Origin of the sequence: Kribbella sp. NPDC004536, from assembly GCF_042873835.1 — a bacterium.
Classification (GTDB): Bacteria; Actinomycetota; Actinomycetes; order Propionibacteriales; family Kribbellaceae; genus Kribbella.
On the sequence record NZ_JBIALY010000001.1, the window covers coordinates 89,437 to 109,315 of the forward strand.

Genomic DNA, 19,879 nt, shown 5'->3' on the forward strand with positions numbered 1-19,879 from the left:
GCATCGTCACCCAACAGTAAAACGTTGGAAACGTTACCGTCCAGGAGGCCGGATGAATTCAGTCTCTCCAGGCGGAACCACCACGAAGCAGAAGCGCAGTCGTGGGGGTATGAGCCGCAACGCCGGCTCCGACGTGAAGGCGGCGTACCTGTTCATCGCCCCGGCGGTGATCGGGTTCGGAGTCTTCGTGGGGTATCCGCTGATCCGATCGTTCTACCTCGCGCTGACGAAGTACAACGGGTTGACCGACCCGGTCTTCGTTGGCCTCGGCAACTTCCGGAGGCTGTTCAGCACCGACCCGGCGTTCTGGCCGGCGTTGCGGGCGACCGGCTACCTGGTGTTGCTCTATGTCCCGTTGTCTTTGGTGCTCGGCCTGGCGCTGGCGATGTTCTGCAACCAGCGGTTCGCCGGCGTCCGCGTGGTCCGTACGCTCGCGTACCTGCCCGTCGTACTGCCCGCGGTCGCCACCATCACGCTGTGGAAGTTCATGCTCGACCCGCAGGTCGGCTTGCTGAACACGATCCTCGACCGGCTCGGCCTGCCGACGAGCCTGTGGTTGCAGAGCCCGAAGATGGCGATGCCGTCCGTAGTACTGGTGATGCTGTGGGGCGTCGGCAGCACGATGATCATCTTCCTGGCCGCGCTGCAGTCGGTACCGACCGAACTGTACGAGGCGGCCAGGGTAGACGGCGCCGGCCCGTGGTCGGTGTTCTTCCGGATCACGATGCCGATGATCAGCCCGATCATGCTGCTGCAGGTGATCCTGCAGACCACGGCCGCGCTGCAGACGTTCAACCAGCCGAAGATCCTCACCAACGGCGGGCCGGGCTTCAGTACCAACGTGCTGATGCTCTCGATCTACAACAACGGCTTCCCCACCCTGGGCCGGATCCCGCAGCTGGGGTACGCGTCCGCGCAGGTGTGGGTGTTGTTCGTGATCATCATCGCCGTGATCGCCCTGACCGCGAAGTTCTCCTCGCTCTGGACGTACAGTGACAACAACTGAAGCCTCCCTGCCCGCAGTGTCCGAGGTGGCCCGCCCGGAGAAGAAGCGACCACGGGCGATCGGTACGACGGCGTGGTACGTCGTGGCGCTGTTCATCTGCGCGGTGATGGTCGTCCCGCTGCTGTGGATGATCACGATCGGCCTGAAGGACAAGACCGCGGTCTTCGACATCCCGCCGAAGCTGCTGCCGCACGAGTTCCACTGGAGCAACTTCCTCAACGGGCCGAAGGCGATCCACTTCCCGCGGCTGTTCCTGAACTCGGTCATCATCACCGCGCTGAGTGTCCTGGGTGGGGTGCTGACCGCGATGATGGCCGGGTACGCGCTGGCCCGGCTGCGGTTCCCCGGCCGCAAGGTGTGGTTCTACCTGTTCGTCGGCAGCATGCTGCTGCCCGGCGTGGTCGGCCTGATCCCGCTGTTCCAGATGTACAAGAGCATCGGGTGGTACGACACGTGGCTGCCGCTGATCGTGCCGGCCTTCCTCGGCGGCAACCCGTTGTTCATCTTCCTGGCCCGCCAGTACTTTCTTGCGATCCCCTATTCCATCGATGAAGCGGCCAAGATCGACGGCGCCGGACATCTACGGATCTTCGTCAGCGTGATGCTGCCGTTGACCCGGCCGGCCTGGCTGACGATGGCGATCCTCGCGTTCCAGGCGTCCTGGAACGACTACCTGAATCCGCTGGTCTACCTGTACTCGTCCGGCAAGTGGCCGTTGTCGGTGGGTATGGCGTCGTTCATCTCGCCGTTCGCCGGGAAGACGCCGGACTGGAGCTACTACATGGCCACCAACCTGCTGTACATGCTGCCGCCGCTGATCATCTTCTTCGCCGCGCAGCGCTATTTCATCCAGGGCCTCGGTGCTCTCGGCAGCACGAACCAGAAATGAGGATGTTGTGAAGAGGATTATGGGTGTCACTGCACTGGCGTGTGCAGGGTTGCTGACGGCAACGGCCTGCGGCGGTTCGGGTTCGGGTGGTTCGAGCAGCGGTCCGGTCACCGTGACGGTGATGACGTGGGAGTCGGCCGACACCAACGCAGCGATCAAGAAAGCGCTGGACAACTTCAAGGACGACAACATCAAGGTCGACCTGCTGGAGTCGCCGAGTGGTCAGTACGGCGACAAGCTCGCGTCGCTGACCCAGGCGAAGAAGCTGCCGGACCTGTTCTGGTGCGGTAACGACACCGAGCAGCAGTACACGTCCCAGGGTCTGCTGGTCGACTGGGCCGACAAGATCAAGAACGGCGACGGCGACTTCAAGGCGGACAAGTTCGTACCGTCCGCGATGGACAACTGGAAGACGTCCGACGGCCAGATGGGTGGCCTGCCGTCGCTGATGAACACGTACGGCGTCTGGTACAACGCCGATGCGTTCACCGCCGCGGGCCTGCCGCTGCCGAAGGCCGGCTGGACGTGGGACGAGATGTACTCCGACGCCGCGAAGCTCGCGAACAAGAACGGCGCGAAGTACGGCCTGGTCGCCGACCAGCTGACCAGCGCGGACGGTCCGTTCACGATGAGCATGTACTCCGTCTCCGCCGGCGGCGCGCCGTTCACCGACAACGTGAACCACCCGACCAAGGCCGAGGCCGACGGCAAGTACACCGAGGGCGTCACGAAACTGGCCGCCGCGATCAAGAACGGATCGGTCGCGCCGCCCGGGTACGACGCGTCCAACGTGCAGTCGCTGTTCGCGGCCGGCAAGGTACCGATGACGTTCGGCGGTCAGTGGCTGGCGGCCGGGTTCCAGACCGACAAGCCGAAGATCAAGTACGGGTTCGCGCCGTTCCCGCAGGTGGACACACCGACCACGCTGTACGACTCGGTCGGGATCTGCACGCCGCAGTACACCAAGGACCAGGACGCGACGTTCAAGGTGCTCGAGTACATCAACACCAAGGTGTGGGACGCCGTACTGCCCGCCTCACCGGTCGCGCCGCCGGCGTACACGCCCGCGCAGACGAGCTACTTCGACGCGCTGACCAAGGCGCAGCAGACCACGGTCGTCGACACGGTCAAGGCCGACCTGGCCGCGGAGAAGACGGTCGGTGTCCGCTTCACCACCCAGTGGGCCAGCCAGGTCGGTGACCTGACCACGGCCAACTACCAGCCCATCCTGAGCGGCAAGAAGCCGATCACCGACCTACCTGCCTACATCGACAAGATCAACGGCCTGATCAAGCAAGGAAGCTAAACGGCTTCCCACAGTGACAGTGCGAAGCGGGCTTCGGTGTCGGTCCACCAGGCGGCTGGGGTGAAGCCCGCTTTGCCGAGTTCGGCCTCGACGCCGTCGCGGTGGAACTTCGCGGAGATCTCGGTGCTGATCTCCTCGCCCGCCTCGAAGCTCACCTCCAGGTGGATCTCCGGGATCAGCACCTGCATCGCGCGGGTGGCGCGCAGGTGCATCTCGATCCACTCGTTGTCCGCGTCCCAGATCGCTACGTGCTCGAACGCGTCGACGTCGAAGTCCGCGCCGAGCTGCCGGTTGATCACCCGCAGCACGTTCTTGTTGAACTCCGCGGTGACGCCGGCCGCGTCGTCGTACGCCGCGACCAGCGTGGCCGGGTCCTTCACCAGGTCCGTGCCGAGCAGAAGCCATTCGCCGGGCTCGAGCACCTCGCGGATCGAGCGGTAGAACGTCTCCCGTTCGGCCGGGATCAGGTTGCCGATCGTGCCGCCGAGGAACGCCACCAGCCGCGGCGGGTCGCCCGGGAGCTTGTCGAGGTGCGCGGTGAAGTCGCCGACGACACCGTGCACGTCGACGGTCGGGTAGTCCGCGTTGATCGCGTCGGCGGCGTCGCGGAGCGCCGATTCGGAGACGTCGAGCGGTACGAAACTGGTCAGCGTGCCGTGGTCGCGCAGCCCGTCGAGCAGCAGGCGGGTCTTCTCCGACGATCCGGAACCGAGCTCGACCAGCGTGTGGGCGTTGGTGATCGCGGCGATCTCGTCCTTCCGAGCGTGCAGGATCTCCCGCTCGGCACGGGTCGGGTAGTACTCCGGGAGGCGGGTGATCTCCTCGAACAGTTCGCTCCCCCGCGCATCGTAGAACCACTTCGGCGGCAGCCATTTCGGCGTCGCCGACAACCCCGCCCGAACGTCGTCCCGCAATGCGCGGGCCGCGTAGTCCGGGGTCAGGTGTACGTCGATGAGGGTCACAACTGTCCTTCCATCGGGGTGACCTGCAGCGTTGTGGCGGTAGCCACCAGCAGGGAACGATCTGGTACTGCGTGCCATTCGCCGTCGCCGAAGGGTTCGGAGGCGACGGTCACGGAGTGGTTCGTCTTCTTGACCTGCAGCGAATGCGTCCACGCGGTCGCGATCAGCTGTTCGCCGTCGGTCAGCAGGATGTTCAGGCGCGAGCCGGGTGCGGCCGCCTCCACCTCGCCCACCACGGCCGCGACCGCATCGGCGGGCGGTACGCCGTCGTGCAGGCGCCGGGCGATCAGCGCCCACAGGAACACCGAGTCGGTGGGCGCGTCCAGGCCGAGCAGATCGGCGACCGGCAGCTGCTCGGCCAGCTTGAGCGTCGTCTCCGGCCAGCCGGGGATCCGCCCGTTGTGGCTGAACAGCCAGTGGTCCGACGCGAACGGCGCGCTCGCGGACTGCCCGTACGGCATCCCGACCGTCCCGTTCCGGACCGCGGCGACCACCGCGCCCGACCGGATCGAACGGGCCAGGCCCGGGAGGTTCTCGTCGGTCCAGATCGGGACGTCCCGCCGGTAGCGCACCGGTCCACCGGACACGGCCGCGTCCCCTTCCGGATACCAGCCGATTCCGAAGCCGTCCGCGTTCACGGTGCCGCCGGCGCGCATGTCCGACGGCGCCCAGCTCTGTTCGTAGAGGGAGTGAGCTGGGTCGAGGACCAGCGACGCGAGAGTGACCGGCGGGCCCAGGTAGCCCAGGTGCCGGCACATCAGAGTTCTTCGGGGCGCGGGTCGCGGGCGCAGCGGAAGCCGGCGAAGATCTGGCGGCGGATCGGGTAGTCCCAGTTGCGGAACGTACTGCGCGCCACCACCTCGTCGGTGCCGAACGAGCCGCCGCGGAGCACCTTGTACTCCGGGCCGAAGAACACCAGCGAGTACTCGTCGTACGGCCACGCGCGGAATCCCGGGTAGCCGCCGAAGTCGCTCGACGTCCACTCCCACAGGTCGCCGATCAGCTGCTCCACCCCGAGCGGCGATGCCCCGGCCGGATACGCCCCGACCGGTGCCGGCGACAGGTGCCGCTGGCCGAGGTTCGCGTGCTGCGGACCGGGCGACTCGTCACCCCACGGGAACCGCCGCGTCCGCCCGGTCGCGGGATCGAACCGCGCCGCGAACTCCCACTCCTCCTCGGTCGGCAGCCGCTTCCCGGCCCACTTGGCGTACGCCTCCGCCTCGTAGAAGCAGACGTGCATCACCGGCTCGTCCAGCGGCAACCGCTCGCGGTGCCCGAACCGCAGCCGCCACCACTCCCCGTCCGCCTGCGACCAGAACCTTGGCGCGACCAACGAAGCCTTCCGCACGTGCGCCCAGCCGGCGTCCGACCACCACTGCGGATCCGCGTACCCACCACCGAGCACGAAGTTCAGGTAGTCGCCGTTCGTCACCGGTACCGTGTCGATCACGAACGGCTTCACGTGCACCGCGTGCGCCGGGCGCTCGTTGTCCAACGCCCACGGCTCGATCGACGTACCCATCTCGAACACGCCACCCGGTACGAAGACCTCGGCCGACGGCAGCGCGCGCCCGGCGGGAGGCGGCGGCGCATCCAGGACGGGCGCACCCTCGCGCAACTGGTGCGTCGCGAGCATCGTCTCGTCGTGCTGCTGCTCGTGCTGCGTGATCATCCCGAACGCGAACGCGTTGTCGACGAGCTCACGCCCGGTATCGAACTTCACGTGATCGAGAACGTCGAGCACCTTGTCGCGTACTTCGTTCACGTACACGCGTGTCTCCGCCGGGCCGAGCAGTGGCAGCGACGGGCGGTCCGCCCGCGGGTGCTGGAACGCGTCGTACAGTTCGTCGATGTCCTGGCGGAGCGGCTCGCGGCCGCCGACATCGCGGACCAGCCAGAGTTCCTCCTGGTTGCCGACGTGGGCGTAGTCCCAGACGAGGGGTGACATCAGCTTCGAGTGCTGTTTGACCAGGTCGTCGGTGTCGACCGCGTCGGTCAGCTGCACCGTACGGGCCCGCGACCGCTCGAGCTGCTCGCCGGCGTAGGCCCGCAGACCTTCGGGCGACAGGTCGGACAGTTGGTGGTTCATGAAGCTCGCCTTCCTTGGGTGTTGTCGACGATGCGCTGCAGCCGGGTCGCGACGGCAGCGGTCAGTTCGGGATCCGCACCGGTCCGGTCGAGGATCGCGGTGCCCAGCGCGACGACGTCGCGCGCGGCCCGCAGTACCAACCTGTCCTTCAGCCCTTCACGGGCGGCCGGGAACCAGCGGCCGGCGGCCGGCTCGGCCGCGGCCAGCACCTGGTCCAGCGGCGCGGACATCAGTGCGGTGAGCAGCAGGGTCGGGGCGATCCACCCGTCGCCTGGCTGCGCGTCGAGGTAGCGGACCTCGAGGTACCCGCGCGGCCGGACCGGCGGGAAGAGCGTGGACAGGTGGTAGTCGAGGTCGTCGTACGTCGGCCTGTCACCGGGCAGGGCGCCGTCGACCCAGGCCCCGAACGTGAGGCCGATCGGGGCGTCCCACTTCTCGCCGCGGCGCAGGCAGAGCACCGGCGCCGCCATCGCCGTCCGTGCCCACGCCGCCGCCGGGTCGCCGTCGAGCGGAGGTGGCTCGGTGAACGGAGCGCACGTCCCGAACGTGGCCTGAGTACGAGCTGAGGCCCAGCCGGTGTCGGAGCCGGCCCGACGCCGGGAGTTGGCGAACAGCGCGACCAGGGCGGGACCGAGATCGTGCAGCGCCCGCCAACGCAGAGCGGTCTGGTCAACTTCGCCGGCGTCCAGGCAGACCTGCAGGCCGGCCGTACTGCACATCATCCGCGGGCCGTGGGGTCCGAGTCGCTGGAAGGCGTGTTCCATCGCGGCGTACCGCGGGACGCTGAGGATGCGGCGGGGTGCGCGGAAGGGGTCGAGACCGTACGAGCCGGGGACCAGGTCCGCGTCCAGAAGGAGTGAGGTGAGCTCGGCGGCGTCCGCGGCGGTGTCGTCGATCAGTCGCGGGATCGAGTCCGTCGCGGGCCCGGAGATCTCCACCTGGCCACCGGGTTCAACGGTGACCAGAGCGCCCCGGCTCAACGGCAGCTGCGGACTGCCGCGGACCAGGGTCGCGGGGGCGTGTTCGCCCAGGGCTTTGCTGAGTTGTCCGGCGTCGAGCGGCCGGTGCGGGTCTTCCGCGTGATGCACAGTCCACTCGAGCTCGACGCCGTACAGGCGAGGTGGACCGTGCTTGAAACAGACCATCGCGACGTAACCCTCAGCCTCGGCCCGGGAGCCGATCGGGGTCGTCGCCGGAAAACCACCGGGCGATGTCACGTCAGCGAACCTAGCTCCGGGTCCAGGGCTGGACAACCGACCAGAGAATTACCGGTCGGTGACGCCTGGGCAGCGAGTCGACTCATGCCCGCCATGTTCCCCGGCGCCACCGACAGAAATCTGACGGATGAGCTACCCCCGGATTCTGCTCTGGGCGAACGCTAGTTCCGGTAGGCCTCGATTTCGTCGATGAAGACGCCGGTTTGGTACTTGTCGTGCATGGTCTTGTCGAACGTCAGGCGCAGCCAGCGGGCCTTCGCGGGCGCGAAATCGAGGTCGTACCAGATTCTCGAGGCGCCGTTCACCGAGCTGACCTGTCCGCGATCCGTGAAGTTCACGCCGTCTTCACTGGTCGCGACCGTGATCTGGTCGGGCCGGTAGTCCGGGTACTCCTCGTAGGCGTGCACCCGCACCTTGCCGACGCTCTGGGCAGACCCCAGGTCGATGGTGACGATCGGCTGCACGCTGTCACCGATGGAGGCCAGCTCGTAGCCGAACTGCTTGCCGTCACCCCAGTTGTCGCCCAGCACCCCGTCCGTCGCCTCGTTACCCGCATCCGGGAACCGTGCCGAGGGCGCAGTCCGCTCGTACGTCTTCCCGCCGGCAAGGTTCTGCTGCCCCAGATACTGCCCCGCAACCTCCACCCCTTGCAGGTCGTACGTCCCCGCACTGTCCACGACGAGCTTGAGGTACCGAGCCTTTGCGTTCAGTCCTAGGAACGCGTCGCCACCAGAGTTGTCCGCGGCATCCGCCCACTTCACACCGTCGTACGAGATCAGCACGCGGTACTTACTAGGCGGGGTGCCGCCCCAGTGGAGTTGCACACCATCCACCTGAGCCTGACGGCCCAGGTCGAACTGCAGCCCGTTCCTGGTGTACCGCAGGCCTTTCAGAGGCAGTCCTGCCGCCGCGTCGAGCGCCAGTACACGGATCCGCTGCATGTAGCTCACGTCCGGCGAGTACTTGTCGCTCGCCTGGACCACGGCGTTCGCCAGGTCGTGTGCCAGGCCCGGGTTGGTCTTGCCGAGATGGTTGAGAACCTCCCAGTCCTCCATGCCGTCCCGCAACGACTCGTACCGCGGTGAGGCCTCGACGGTGTTGTGTTCCTTGTCCGGACGCACGATGTAGCCGTCGCCCTTCACGGTCTGGTCGCTCATCTTGTACTGCCAGTTGCCGTACGCCCAGTGCAGGTACCCGGTGGCGCCCTTGCCGTAAGCGAGCCACATGGTCTGCCGCTGGCTCCACTCCGGCTGGTCGATGAACCTGTTCAGGTGGTTGCCGGCCGGGACGTTGCAGTTGTAGAACCACAGCGGCTTGCCCGCCTTGCGCTGGTCGTCGAACGGCTTCGGGTTGATCGTGTATGTGAACAGGTTCGGGATCACGATGTCCTCGACCTGCGCGACCCGCGGCGCCAGGTCGTTCACCACCGCGTCGCCGATCTTCACGTCCGGCCAGTACTGCCGCAGTTTCTTCGCGATCCCGAACCAGCCCGGGTCGCCACCGGCCCCCGGCTCGTCACCGACGTGCATCCAGAACATGCCGGCCCAGCCCTTGTCGGCCAGGTGTTGCCGCAGCGCGGGGTAGAACTGCTTGTACCAGTTGTCCGCCTCCGGCGAGTCCCAGTACGCGAAGTCCGGGATCTGGCTGCCGGTCTGCTTGGGCGTCACCTCCTGCAGGTACCGGGGGAACTGCGGGTTGCGGTCCGGGTTCTGCGGACCGGCGCCGGTGAATCCCTCCAGCCGGTTCACCACCCCCTTGTCCAGGAACCGTTGCACGACCTGGTCGAAGCGTGCGAAGTCGAACGTGTAGTTGCCAGCAGCATCGACCTTGCTGCCGCCGTCGGTGAGCAGGTTGATCAGTGGCAGTTGCAGATCGTTCTGCCGGTACCGCTTCATCGTGTCGGCCCAGTTGTCGATCAGCTGCCACCACTGCGGCGAGTACCGGTCGTGCCCGTAGAACAGCTTGACGGTGTCGCCCGCGCCCGGGTCCCACGAGGTGAGCCCGAGGAAGTTCGTCCACATCACGTTGGTGAACTCGCTCCGGTTCGCCGGTGGGATCACCACGTTGCGCGCGTTCACGCGGATCGGTACGTTCAGGTTGCCGTTGGTCGTACGGACGATCGCGTGGCCGGTGTAGACGCCGCCCTTGGCCGTGGCCGGTACGTGTACGCGTACCCAGATCGACTGCGTCTGGTCGGCCGGCACGTCGATACTCGTCCGGTTGAGCAGCCGGTCCGGGAAGTCGCCCGGCGCGGTCCGGATCGTCGGTACGACGAAGTTGTCCGGCTCCCAGCCGTTGTACGAGTTGCGGTCCAGGTACTCGTACCCGACCGGGTTGTAGCTGAGCTCGGTCTTCGGAATGGCGTCGGCGACGCCCTGCAGCGCGGTGAAGTCCACGCCCCGCACGGTGAACGCCGACGGCCCGCGGAGCACGATCTGGGCTGCCTCGTAGTCGTTCTTCGCGGTGTCGAGCCGGATGTCGTTGCCTGCCTCGGGCGACCGCCCGCTGTCCTTGAAGACCGAGTTGTACGACGTCTCGGTCCACATGCCCGGTGTCGCGCCGGCCGCGTGCGCAAGGGGCACCGAACCAGCCGTCGTCACCATCAGTCCACTCGCCACCACTACTCGTGTCCAGCGCATGCGGCCCAGCCTTCGCGGCCACAGCGAACCCGGCAATCCTCTGCCGGCAGCCCGCCTAGACCAATCAACGAAAACGCGGGCAGGTGGTGCAGGCAGTCACGCCAGGAAGCACGTAGAAGTAGCAACAAGACGTCCGCAACTTCTGCTCCAAAGACACCCCAAACGCCGTCGCCGCACGCTCCACGTGCGCTCCGTCCCCCACCAACCGCAACGCAGCCCGCACCTCATCCCCCACAGCACCCCACCGCTGCAACGACCCAAGCTTGACCCCAGGCTCATACGAGTCGAGGAAATCACCCACATGCTCCTTGTGCTGTGCAGCCGCAACCTCAACCGGAACGACCTCGCGAGAAAGCAGCGCCACCTCAGCCGGATAGTGAGCCACAGGATGCCGCCTGAACGCCAACGCCCCAGGAGAAACCTCAGGCGAAGCCCCTGTCACCGCCGCACAGACCGCGGCAACAAGAGAAGGCACCTGCACGTACCACATGAGCGTGAACATGGCCGCAACCTGCACCGGCGGCTCGATCGCATAGTCCCGCGCGTAGTCAGCCGCAGCAGCACCCCGCCACGACGCGGTCGGATCCCCACCGGCCTGCTGCTCCGCGATCAGCTCCGCACAAGAGATCCAGTCCGGTCCCGGTACGGAGTCCGCCGTACGCACAGACAGCCAGCTGACCGAGTCAGCCAGCACGTCCGCCAGGCGGCTCACGGTGTAGCTCACCCGGCCAGCCTACGATCCGGTACGACGACCGGCGCGCCACCGACCTCCACCACGGTCGCCTTGAGCCCGAACACCTCGTCCAGCAAAGCAGCCGTGAGTACGTCGACCGGACGGCCTTCCGCAGCGATCCGTCCCGCTCCCATCACGACCAGGTGGTCGGCGTACTGCGCCGCCAGTGTCAGGTCGTGCAGCACTGCGACGACCGTACGTCCTGTCGTGGCAGCACCGTGGACCACGTTCATCACGTCGACAGCGTGTGCCAGGTCCAGGTAGGTCGTGGGCTCGTCGAGCAGCAGGTGCTGCGTTCCCTGCGCAAGCACCATCGCAATCCACACCCGCTGCCGCTGACCGCCGGACAGTTGGTCCACCGGGCGATCCCGTAGCTCTGTCAGCTCAACAGCACGCAGGGCTTCGTCGATGGCAGCGTCGTCGTCTGCAGTCAGCCGTCCGAACAGACCGCGATGCGGATGGCGTCCCCGCGATACCAGCTCAGCCGCGGTGATTCCCTCCGGCGTCACAGGCCCCTGTGGCAACACGCCAAGCCTTCTTGCCAGCTCACGCGCCGGCAGCTGATGGATGTCCTTACCGTCCAGCAATACCTGTCCACTGCGCGGCACGAGCAGTCTGCTCATCCCACGCAGCAGAGTCGACTTGCCGGACCCGTTAGGGCCGACCACCGCAGTCAGCTGACCGGCCGGGACCTCCAGCGTCAGACCGTCCACGACCGGCGCGGCAGCGTCGTACGCGAGGGTCAGGTTCTCGACGTGCACGGTTCAGCGTCCCTTCTGCTGACGGCCGATGAGGTGAAGCAAGTACGGCGCACCGCACGCGGCCGTGACCACGCCGACCGGCAACTCGTACGGGCCGACGTGTGCCCACTGCAAACCGTTGCGTGCCAGCAGATCCGCCAGGACGACGAACAGCGCACCCAGCATCGCGGTGGTCAGCAAGGGCGGCCGCTCCATCCGGGTCAATCGCTGCGCGACCTGCGGTGCCACGAGTGCGACGAACGCGATCGGTCCCGCTCCGGCGGTCGCCATCGCGGCCAGTACGGTGGCGATCACCAGCAGCGCCAACCGGATCCGGGCCACTCGGACACCGAGCGACGACGCCACGTCGTCACCCAGCACCAGTGCGGACAGGTCCCGGTTGAACATCATTGCCACGGGCAACAGCAGGACGACCGCGATCAGTACCGGAATCCCGTCGCTCCACGCTCGCGCGTTGAGCGAACCGGCCAGCCAGGCGGCCGCGCGGCCCGCATCGTTCACGTCGCCGATCACCAGCAACCACGCGACCAGCGAGTTCGCCGCGGCCGCGACGCCGACGCCGATCAGCACCACCTTGCCGGCGTCGACCACACCGCGCCGGACCGAGAGCGCGCCGACGATCAGGGTCGCGATCAGCCCGCCGAGTACGGCCGCCAGCGGGATCCCGACCTTCGCGGCGAACCCGGAGATGTTGCCGCCGCCCGTACCCGCGAGCACGATCACTGCGACCGCACCCGCGGACGCGCCCGAGTTGACGCCGACGATGTCCGGACTGGCCAGCGGGTTACGCGACAACGTCTGCAGCAACGCACCGGAGACGGCGAACGCGATCCCCACCAGCAGGCCGGTCGCGACCCGCGGCAGGCGGAGTTCGAGGACGACGAGCCGGGTACCACGCCGGCCGCCGCCGAGCAGCACCTCCACCACGTCCGCAACCGGGAGCTTCGTCGTACCGACGCTCAGCGACACCAGCGCGACGACGATCGCCAACGCCGCGAAGACGATGCTCAGGGCAACGGTCCGGGATCTCACAGGGCCACCGCCCGGCGCCGTACGACGAGCACGAACAGCGGAGCGCCGACGATGCCGAGTACCACGCCCGCCTGTACTTCGCCGGCGCCGCCGACGAGCCGGCCGACGAGGTCCGCGAGTACCAGTGCGGTCGCGCCGATCACGCCCGCCGCGGGGATCAGCCAGGTGTTGCGGGCGCCGAAGATCCGCCGGGCGACATGCCCGGACAGCAGTCCGAGGAACCCGATCGGACCACACGCGGCGACCCCGGCCGCGGTGAGCAAACCGATCGCGGCAAGGCCGACCAGGCGCGCCCGACGTACAGACAAGCCGAGGCCGGCGGCCACGTCGTCGCCCAGGGCAAGCAGGTCGAGGTCGCGGGCGTTGACTGCGGCGAGGACCAGGCCTAGTACGGCGAACGGCAGTACCTGGCCGGCCACGTCCAACCCGCGGCCCGCGACCGAGCCGACCGCCCAGAAGCGGTAGCTGTCCAAGGTGTTCGCGTCGAGCAACACGATCGACGAGGTCAACGCGCCGAGCATCGCGGCCACCGCGGCGCCGGTCAGCGCGAGGCCGACCGGGGACGCGCCGGAGCCGCGGGACGCCAACTGCTGGACGGCGAACGTCGCGATCAGCGCGCCGATCAGAGCGACCCAGACGGTCGACGCCACCGAGTCGACCATTCCGAGCTGCAACCCCAGCACCACCGCGAACGCCGCGCCCGAACTCACCCCGAAGATGCCGGGTTCGGCCAGCGCGTTCCTGGTGTGCCCCTGCATGAGTGTCCCGGCGATCCCGAGACACCCCCCGATCAACACCGCAACCACCGTCCGCGGAAGCCGCAAACTCCGCACAATCACATCCGCATCCGACCCGTTGTCCACAGCCAACGCATGCCACAACGCCCCCGGCCCCAGCCACCGAGCCCCCAACGCAAGACTGGCCGTGAACGCCAACAGCAGAAGTAGGCCGAGACCGAGCAACGCACCGGCCCGACGTACCGCCGGCTGGGCGGCGGGCAACGGCGGCTGGCTTGGCGAGGGGGACGGCCGACTCGCCACCACCGCCTCACCCGGCGCCGGCGGGTGGTTCGGTGGGGGCGGCGACACGGGTGGTTGGGCGGGCGGCGAGGACATATGGTTAGGTTTGCCTTACTTGTGAGGTGGAGAGCCACCTTAACCTGCCACTCGTGCCGATCTGGAGACACCCGTGCGCCTGCCCCGCATCGCCGCCCTGCTCGCCGCTGCTGCCCTCGCGTTGACCGCCTGTGGATCGTCCGGATCCGATGACGACCCGGCCACCGGTGCGGCCGGCGACGGGTTCCCGCGGACGATCGAGCACGCGATGGGCAAGACCGAGATCAAGACCAAGCCGAAGCGGGTGGTCGCGCTCGACACCAGCTACGTCGACGCGACGCTCGCCCTCGACACCCAGGTTGTCGGGTACACCGACTACCGCACCATCAACGGCAAGCTCCCGGACTACCTCGGCGACGCACGCAAGACGTACGGCTCCGAAGCCGAGTCCGTCGGCACCCTCGCCGAACCGAACCTGGAGAAGATCGCCGCGCTGAACCCGGACCTGATCATCACCGCCAAGGTCCGGCACGAGAAGCTGTACGACCAGCTGTCCGCGATCGCGCCGACGATCATGTCCGAGACCACCGGCGCGACCTGGAAGGACAACATCCGGCTCGAGGCGAAGGCGCTCGGCCAGGAGGCCCTCGCGGAGAAGGAGATCTCGGCGTACGAGAAGGCCGCGAAGACGGTCGGCGACGCGATCAACGCGAAGGCGAACCACCCGACGATCTCGGTGGTCCGGTTCGTCGACGGGCCGACCCGGCTGTACCAGAACGCCAGCTACTCCGGGATCGTGCTCAAGGACGCCGGCCTGAAGCGGCCGAAGTCGCAGGACGTGAACGGGTTCGCGCTGGAGATCAGCCCGGAGCGGATCAAGGACGCGGACGCCGACGCGATCTTCGTCACCACGTACGCCGACGAGAAGGGCCTGAGCGCGAAGACCGCCGCTCAGTTCAAGGCGAACCCGCTGTGGAAGCCGCTCGCGCCGAAGGTCCACGACGTACCGGACCTGACCTGGATGACCGCGGTCGGTCTGCAAGGCGCGTGGTCGATCCTGGACGACCTGGCGAAGACGTTCGGCGTACCCGCGCCCGTCAAGCCGGAGTGATCCCGCGCGGGTAGGGTCGGGTGCATGACGGCTCTCACGCGGTGGCACGCCGGACCGTGGACGACCCGGGGTACGCGGCCGGGTGAGGCGCCGGTCCCCGGGCGGCGGCGGACGACCGACGAGCTGAACTTCGACGTCGTCGGCCTGGCGCGGATCCTCGGCCGGCGGCTGACCGGGCGGGACGAGCTCCAGGTCCGCCTCTGGCAGAACGAGCTCCGCCCGACCCACACCCGCCGCTGCGGCGTACACACCCTGGCCGACCCGTCGAACGCCCAGCTCCTGCACGACACCGCCCAGGAAGCGCTCGCCTGGCTCGCCGAACGCGCACCGGCCGGCTACGAGTTCGTCCTCACCGACGCCGTCGAACTCCGCCCCCTGCTCGACCTGTCCGCAGACGTGATCGCGGTAGAAGCCGTGGTACAGCTGGCCGACCTACCACTACCAGCCGCCCGCCTGGCAACCTCCCACGTACGCCCCGGCTGGTACGCCGGCGACGCCGTTTGCAACTGGTCCGGCCCACACCCCACGTCCGACGAGGCAGTAGCCGCAGTACAAACAGCCCGCACCGAACTGGTCGACCAGCTGCGGGCCGCGGGTCGAGATGACCTCGCTGCGACCGCAGATCGATGGCCCACGGTGCCCGTGGAGACGAACTAGCGGCTTTCCGGAACCTTTTCGGCGCCAGACGCCGATTTCTTACCGGAAAGCAGCCACCGCCCGAGGAAAGCCACCTCCCGCGCGACTACCTCCTCGTGGGCGTTGGTGAACGGCGCGTAGTGGTTGCCAGGGACCTGGAGGACCTCCGCCTTGGGGGTGGTGGCTGCTGCTTTGAGGGTGGGTGCTGCCAGGGCTGACTTGTCGTCCTTGCAGACGACGTAGAGGATCGGGCAGCGGGCGTCGGGGGCGTACTTCGCGGGCCGGTAGAACGCTGCGGGAAGGACCGAGCGGGCCGCGATCGTTTGTTGCCAGTCGGGGTAGCGGTTGTCGGGGCTGAGGATTTCGCTGCCCAGCAGGGCGTCCGGCGTGTTGAGGAGGGCTACCGTTCCGGTCGGGCCCGCCAGGTCCACCAGCCGCGGCGGACGGTTGAACCAACCACCGACGATGTCCGCGAGCGAACGGCCGAGGAGGCGTAGCGCACCGCCGGTCGACTGGTACCGGGAGGCATGCCGAGTGACAGTAGGCCCGTCGACGTTGGCGGACTGGGCGATCGCCGCCGCGATGCCCAGCTCCTCCGAGGCGAGCTGGACGATGTACCCGCCAGGAAGCGAGAACGCCCAGATCGCGACCCGCTCGACCCCAGGCAGCGTCTTCGCGTACGCGATCGCCGCCCGCCAGTCGTCCAGCTGGTCACGTACCCTCGCCACCTGCCGCGGCTCCCCCGCGCTCTCTCCGAAGTGCCGGTGGTCGAACGCCAGCACGCTGAATCCGGCCGCGGCGAACCGCTCCGCGAACCGATCCGTACCCGGCTCCTTCGTGACTCCGAAGCCGCCGGTCATCACCACGCACCCGCCGTTGGTACCCGGGTAGTGCCAGGCCGCACACGCAACCCCGGCACTCGTGAAGTTCACCTTCTCGCGCATACGAGAAGTGAACCACGTGGTTCGCAAATCTGTCTACGCCCGTTCCTCGCGCTCCAAAGCCCGGGTCAGCGCGGCGAACCCCGCCTCGATGCCGGCGGCGTCCCCACTGGTACGCCACTCGATCAGAAACCCGCGCAGCGTTCCGAGGATCAGTTCCGCCACCTCCGTACGGCGCTGTTCGTCCCACTCCTCCGGGCACAACCCCAGCAACGTCGGCAGGTACTGGCGCGACGCCGACCGGGCGAGATCGGCATACCGCGCGGCGTCGTACATCGCCAGGCCGATCGCCTGGTCGAGCACCCACGACTCCTCGCCGATCAGCGTCGGCCACATCGACCGCACTCGCGCCGCGAGCGATCCGCCCTGCGCGGCCGCGGCCGTGACGGCGCGGGCGATCCGGCGGTCGCGCAACTGCAGGACCGCTTGCGTCAGCAGGTCCTCCGGGCCGTCGAAGTGGTACAGCAGCACCTTGTGCGTCGTACCGGCCGCCCGCGCCGCGCGCCGCAGCGAGAAGTCGACCAGCCCGTTCTCGCCCAGGTCGTCCGCGACCTTGTCGAGCAGCTCCCGCCGCCGCGCCTCACCCCGCGGCGACTTCGCCGACCGCCGATACCCTGCCCGGTCGTCGTCGGTCACGTGAAGCTCGCGACGAAGTAGCCGACGCCGTACGGTGCTGCTTCGTAGGTCAGGTCGCCGTTCAGCGCCGTACCTTCCAGGGCTCCGGCGAGGACCTGCCACGGGGCGCGGCCGGCTGCCTTCAGCTCGGTTGCGAGGGCTGGGTCGAGGGCCTTGAGTACGTCGAGATCCTTGTGCTGGAAGGCGTTCGCGACGGTGGTGTCGAAGATCTCCGCACGCGGGTGCAGGTGTACGGGCGAGTGCTCGCTGCGGCGAGGTGATCCGTCCCCCATCACCAGCAGACCGACCCGTTCGTTGCCCCCAGCAATCTCCCGCCCGAGCTCCACACAGTCCCCAGGCGCAGCATCAACCGCCACCGCCCGGTAGGTCCGCGGCACCCCGGCCGCCTTCGTCTGCTCCAGCAACCACCCACCAACAGCCAAGGACAAAGGCAACACCTCCGCCCCAGCCCCGATCCGCACCTGCGGCGCCCCGTACGCCCCGAACCCACCACCGGCCTCGGCGTCATAAGCGCCTTCAATCCCGGAGCCGATGACGATGATGTGGGTGGTGTTGGACAGGTGGTCTATGGCGGTTAGGCAGGCGGTGCGTAGGTCGTCTAGGTCGGGGGTGGCGCCGGTGGCTAGTTCGGGGATGAGGAGGGGTGGGTGGGGGCAGACCGCGGCGGCGGTGACGGGCACGGGTCAGGCCTCTCGGAGGTAGCGGAAGAAGAGGTAGTCGTCGGCCGCGGCCAGCGACGACTTCAGTTTGAGCTGACGGGTGAGCGTGGACGGCGCACCGGCGGTGATCCGGCTGGAACCAGGACCGGCCAGCAGCGGCGCCAGCGTCAGGGAGAGCTCGTCGACCAGGTCGGCAACGGTCAGCGAACCAAGCAGATGCGGCCCACCCTCAGACAGCACCTGCGTCATGCCGCGCGCACCGAACTCGTCCACCACCGCCCGCAGATCAACCTCGGCGTCCCCGAGCACCAGCACCTCGGCGACCTCCGCGAGCGCCTCGCGCCGATCCGGCGGCGACGCCGCGTGCGTCACGACGATCGGCCGTACGGCGGACTTGAACACCGGGTTCACCGGACTGAGCTCGAGCCGCGACGACACGATCGCCAACGTCGGGTTCTCCGCCAGCCCGGCCGCGAGCCGCCACGAACGTGCCGCGCCGGACAGCTTCAGCGGGTTGTACCCCTCGTCCCGGATCGTCCCTGCCCCGACCAGCACCACATCCGCGAGCCGCCGGATCACGCTGAACACCCGGCTGTCGGACTCACTCGTCAGCGCCTTCGACTGCCCGTCGATCTCGACCGCGCCGTCGAGGCTGCTGACGAAGTTCGCCCGCAGATGCGGCACGGACCGGTCCGCGACCTCGTACACCGCGATCAGCTCGTCGTCAGACAGGTCATCCAGCTGTTGCATCACGCGAGACTCCTTCGGGTTCCGGCAGGCTGCCTTGCTCCACGCAGTACGGCAACGAAGTCGAGCGCCTGCCGAGCGGCCGGTACGTCGTGTACGCGGAACACGCGAGCACCCAGCCACGCGGACACGGTCAGCGCCGCGAGCGTGCCGTTGCCGCGCTGCCCCGGCGGAAGCTCGAGCGTCTCGCCGATGAAGTCCTTGTTCGACACGGCAACCAGGACAGGCCAGCCGGTGGCGGCGAGCTCGTCCAGCCGGCGGGTCAGCTCGAGCGACTGCAGGGTGTTCTTGCCGAAGTCGTGCGTCGGGTCGATCAGGATCCCGTCCCGCCGGACGCCGGCCGCGACCGCGCGGTCCGCGAGCGCGGTCGTCGTCCGGATCACGTCCGCGACCACGTCGTCGTACGCCATCCGATGCGGATCGGTGCGCGGCGAGAGGCCGCCGACGTGGCTGCAGACCAGGCCGGTACCGAACTCGGCGGCCGCGTTCACCAGGTCCGGATCGGCGCCGGCCCAGGTGTCGTTGATCAGGTCCGCGCCCGCGTCCGCGACCCGGCGCGCGACGCCGCTGCGGTACGTGTCCACGCTGATCACGAGCTCCGGGTGCCGAGCGCGGATCCCGGCGACGAAGTCCACGGTCCGGCGCAGTTCCTCGGTCTCGCTGACGGGTTCGCCGTACCCGGCCTTGACGCCGCCGATGTCGACCAGGTCGGCGCCCTCGGCGACCGCCTTGTCGATCGCCGCGTACGCCGCGTCGGTCGCGTAGGTCGCGCCGCGGTCGAAGAACGAGTCCGGCGTCCGGTTGACGATCGCCATCAGCGCGAACTCCCCGGCCCGGAACGTCCGGGTGCCGAGGCGGAGGATTCCGTCGTCTGCCACGCAGCCGACTCTACGGGGCGCTGCCCACCGAGGCGGGTACTTGTCTCGTCAGGAATTGCTGTTTATGGTGTCTCCAGGTTGGGAGCACAGCCTGCGGCGAAGTGCGAATCACGCAGGTGGACCCATGACCCTCCCGAACCTTCCTCGTCGGCATCGCCTTGTTCCAGGCGTCGAATGGTTGCGCCTGGCAACGAGAATCGGCGGCTGACGCCCGGTGGGTACGGCACTGCCGTCGCCGGCCAGGATCGGGTACGTCGACCGGCACGGCCGCCGCATCGATCGCACCATCTGGCGGGCCTTGTCCGCACGACCCGAGTACGTCGTGATCGCGAGCGACGTCGTGGGATGTGCCGGGCACCGGGTCCAGATCATGACGATCTGGCTGGGCCTGTACCTGCCGGTGGACCCGCCACCCATCTTCGAGACCCTGCTGCAGCCGATCGGCAGCGCGCGCCCCAGGGCGTGGACCTGGTCCTGCCTCGCGCAGGCCAGGACGGGCCACCGAACCGTCGTCGGCGAGCTCTCAGCCGAACAGTAGACGGTCGTCGGAGGTGGTACCCGAGCTGACGTCGGGGCGTGTTC

At 68.2% G+C, this 19,879-nt stretch carries 20 protein-coding genes; 6 read left to right on the top strand and 14 right to left on the bottom strand.

The genetic code is table 11. From position 1 onward, the window contains the following. The first annotated feature begins 109 nt into the window (after positions 1-109). Genes ACFYRU_RS00440 through ACFYRU_RS00450 form a run of 3 tightly spaced genes read left to right on the top strand, consistent with a single transcriptional unit; the run spans position 110 to position 3,201 of the window. Positions 110-1,006: a carbohydrate ABC transporter permease gene (locus ACFYRU_RS00440; protein WP_387651261.1), complete on the top strand. Its 897-nt coding sequence runs from the start codon at positions 110-112 to the stop codon at positions 1,004-1,006. Next, the gene (locus ACFYRU_RS00445) at positions 993-1,895 is read left to right on the top strand and encodes a carbohydrate ABC transporter permease (protein ID WP_387651263.1); all 903 of its coding nucleotides are present in this window, start codon (positions 993-995) and stop codon (positions 1,893-1,895) included. Before ACFYRU_RS00440 ends, ACFYRU_RS00445 begins: the two co-directional genes overlap by 14 nt. Positions 1,896-1,914: 19 nt before the next feature. Then, positions 1,915-3,201, top strand: coding sequence for an ABC transporter substrate-binding protein (locus tag ACFYRU_RS00450; protein WP_387651265.1), 1,287 nt, complete (start codon positions 1,915-1,917; stop codon positions 3,199-3,201). Here the strand turns inward: ACFYRU_RS00450 and egtD are convergent. The 9 genes from egtD to ACFYRU_RS00495 form a co-directional block, all read right to left on the bottom strand. Further along, positions 3,198-4,163, bottom strand: coding sequence for an L-histidine N(alpha)-methyltransferase (gene egtD / locus ACFYRU_RS00455; protein WP_387651268.1), 966 nt, complete (start codon positions 4,161-4,163; stop codon positions 3,198-3,200). The two genes, ACFYRU_RS00450 and egtD, sit on opposite strands and share 4 nt — an antisense overlap. Beyond that, positions 4,160-4,921: an ergothioneine biosynthesis protein EgtC gene (egtC, locus tag ACFYRU_RS00460; protein ID WP_387651271.1), complete on the bottom strand. Its 762-nt coding sequence runs from the start codon at positions 4,919-4,921 to the stop codon at positions 4,160-4,162. Before egtC ends, egtD begins: the two co-directional genes overlap by 4 nt. Further along, complete coding sequence (gene egtB / locus ACFYRU_RS00465) at positions 4,921-6,252, bottom strand: ergothioneine biosynthesis protein EgtB (protein WP_387651273.1); 1,332 nt, start codon at positions 6,250-6,252, stop codon at positions 4,921-4,923. The genes egtC and egtB overlap by 1 nt, the downstream gene beginning before the upstream one ends. Next, a complete protein-coding gene (locus ACFYRU_RS00470; protein WP_387651275.1) occupies positions 6,249-7,469 on the bottom strand; it encodes a glutamate-cysteine ligase family protein in 1,221 nt (406 codons plus the stop codon). Before ACFYRU_RS00470 ends, egtB begins: the two co-directional genes overlap by 4 nt. Positions 7,470-7,630: 161 nt before the next feature. Then, positions 7,631-10,108, bottom strand: coding sequence for a glycoside hydrolase domain-containing protein (locus tag ACFYRU_RS00475; RefSeq protein ID WP_387651278.1), 2,478 nt, complete (start codon positions 10,106-10,108; stop codon positions 7,631-7,633). A gap of 64 nt (positions 10,109-10,172) precedes the next feature. Further along, positions 10,173-10,832 carry a (2Fe-2S)-binding protein gene (locus ACFYRU_RS00480; protein ID WP_387651281.1) on the bottom strand — a complete coding sequence of 220 codons (660 nt, stop codon included), beginning with the start codon at positions 10,830-10,832 and terminating at the stop codon, positions 10,173-10,175. Further along, positions 10,829-11,602: an ABC transporter ATP-binding protein gene (locus ACFYRU_RS00485; protein ID WP_387651283.1), complete on the bottom strand. Its 774-nt coding sequence runs from the start codon at positions 11,600-11,602 to the stop codon at positions 10,829-10,831. Before ACFYRU_RS00485 ends, ACFYRU_RS00480 begins: the two co-directional genes overlap by 4 nt. Positions 11,603-11,605: 3 nt before the next feature. Continuing rightward, positions 11,606-12,634 carry a FecCD family ABC transporter permease gene (locus ACFYRU_RS00490; RefSeq protein WP_387651286.1) on the bottom strand — a complete coding sequence of 343 codons (1,029 nt, stop codon included), beginning with the start codon at positions 12,632-12,634 and terminating at the stop codon, positions 11,606-11,608. Continuing rightward, positions 12,631-13,635, bottom strand: coding sequence for a FecCD family ABC transporter permease (locus tag ACFYRU_RS00495; protein WP_387657965.1), 1,005 nt, complete (start codon positions 13,633-13,635; stop codon positions 12,631-12,633). The genes ACFYRU_RS00490 and ACFYRU_RS00495 overlap by 4 nt, the downstream gene beginning before the upstream one ends. Positions 13,636-13,822: 187 nt before the next feature. On the opposite strand from ACFYRU_RS00495, the gene ACFYRU_RS00500 reads away from it, so the two are divergent. Beyond that, a complete protein-coding gene (locus ACFYRU_RS00500) occupies positions 13,823-14,800 on the top strand; it encodes an ABC transporter substrate-binding protein (protein ID WP_387651289.1) in 978 nt (325 codons plus the stop codon). A 24-nt stretch (positions 14,801-14,824) separates the two neighbouring features. Beyond that, positions 14,825-15,457: a hypothetical protein gene (locus tag ACFYRU_RS00505; protein WP_387651292.1), complete on the top strand. Its 633-nt coding sequence runs from the start codon at positions 14,825-14,827 to the stop codon at positions 15,455-15,457. Here the strand turns inward: ACFYRU_RS00505 and ACFYRU_RS00510 are convergent. Genes ACFYRU_RS00510 through folP form a run of 5 tightly spaced genes read right to left on the bottom strand, consistent with a single transcriptional unit; the run spans position 15,454 to position 19,297 of the window. Then, a complete protein-coding gene (locus ACFYRU_RS00510) occupies positions 15,454-16,380 on the bottom strand; it encodes an alpha/beta hydrolase (protein WP_387651295.1) in 927 nt (308 codons plus the stop codon). The genes ACFYRU_RS00505 and ACFYRU_RS00510 overlap by 4 nt on opposite strands. A gap of 33 nt (positions 16,381-16,413) precedes the next feature. Further along, positions 16,414-17,013 carry a hypothetical protein gene (locus tag ACFYRU_RS00515; protein ID WP_387651298.1) on the bottom strand — a complete coding sequence of 200 codons (600 nt, stop codon included), beginning with the start codon at positions 17,011-17,013 and terminating at the stop codon, positions 16,414-16,416. Further along, positions 17,010-17,693, bottom strand: coding sequence for a class III extradiol dioxygenase subunit B-like domain-containing protein (locus ACFYRU_RS00520; protein ID WP_387651300.1), 684 nt, complete (start codon positions 17,691-17,693; stop codon positions 17,010-17,012). The genes ACFYRU_RS00515 and ACFYRU_RS00520 overlap by 4 nt, the downstream gene beginning before the upstream one ends. Positions 17,694-17,696: 3 nt before the next feature. Then, the gene (locus ACFYRU_RS00525; RefSeq protein ID WP_387651302.1) at positions 17,697-18,422 is read right to left on the bottom strand and encodes a pyrimidine reductase family protein; all 726 of its coding nucleotides are present in this window, start codon (positions 18,420-18,422) and stop codon (positions 17,697-17,699) included. Further along, positions 18,422-19,297 (bottom strand): dihydropteroate synthase, encoded by an 876-nt coding sequence (folP, locus tag ACFYRU_RS00530; RefSeq protein ID WP_387651304.1) that lies wholly within the window; start codon positions 19,295-19,297, stop codon positions 18,422-18,424. Before folP ends, ACFYRU_RS00525 begins: the two co-directional genes overlap by 1 nt. Positions 19,298-19,511: 214 nt before the next feature. Here folP and ACFYRU_RS00535 point away from each other — a divergent pair, with 214 nt between their 5' ends. Further along, positions 19,512-19,835 (top strand): hypothetical protein, encoded by a 324-nt coding sequence (locus ACFYRU_RS00535; RefSeq protein ID WP_387651306.1) that lies wholly within the window; start codon positions 19,512-19,514, stop codon positions 19,833-19,835. The last annotated feature ends 44 nt before the right edge of the window (positions 19,836-19,879 follow it).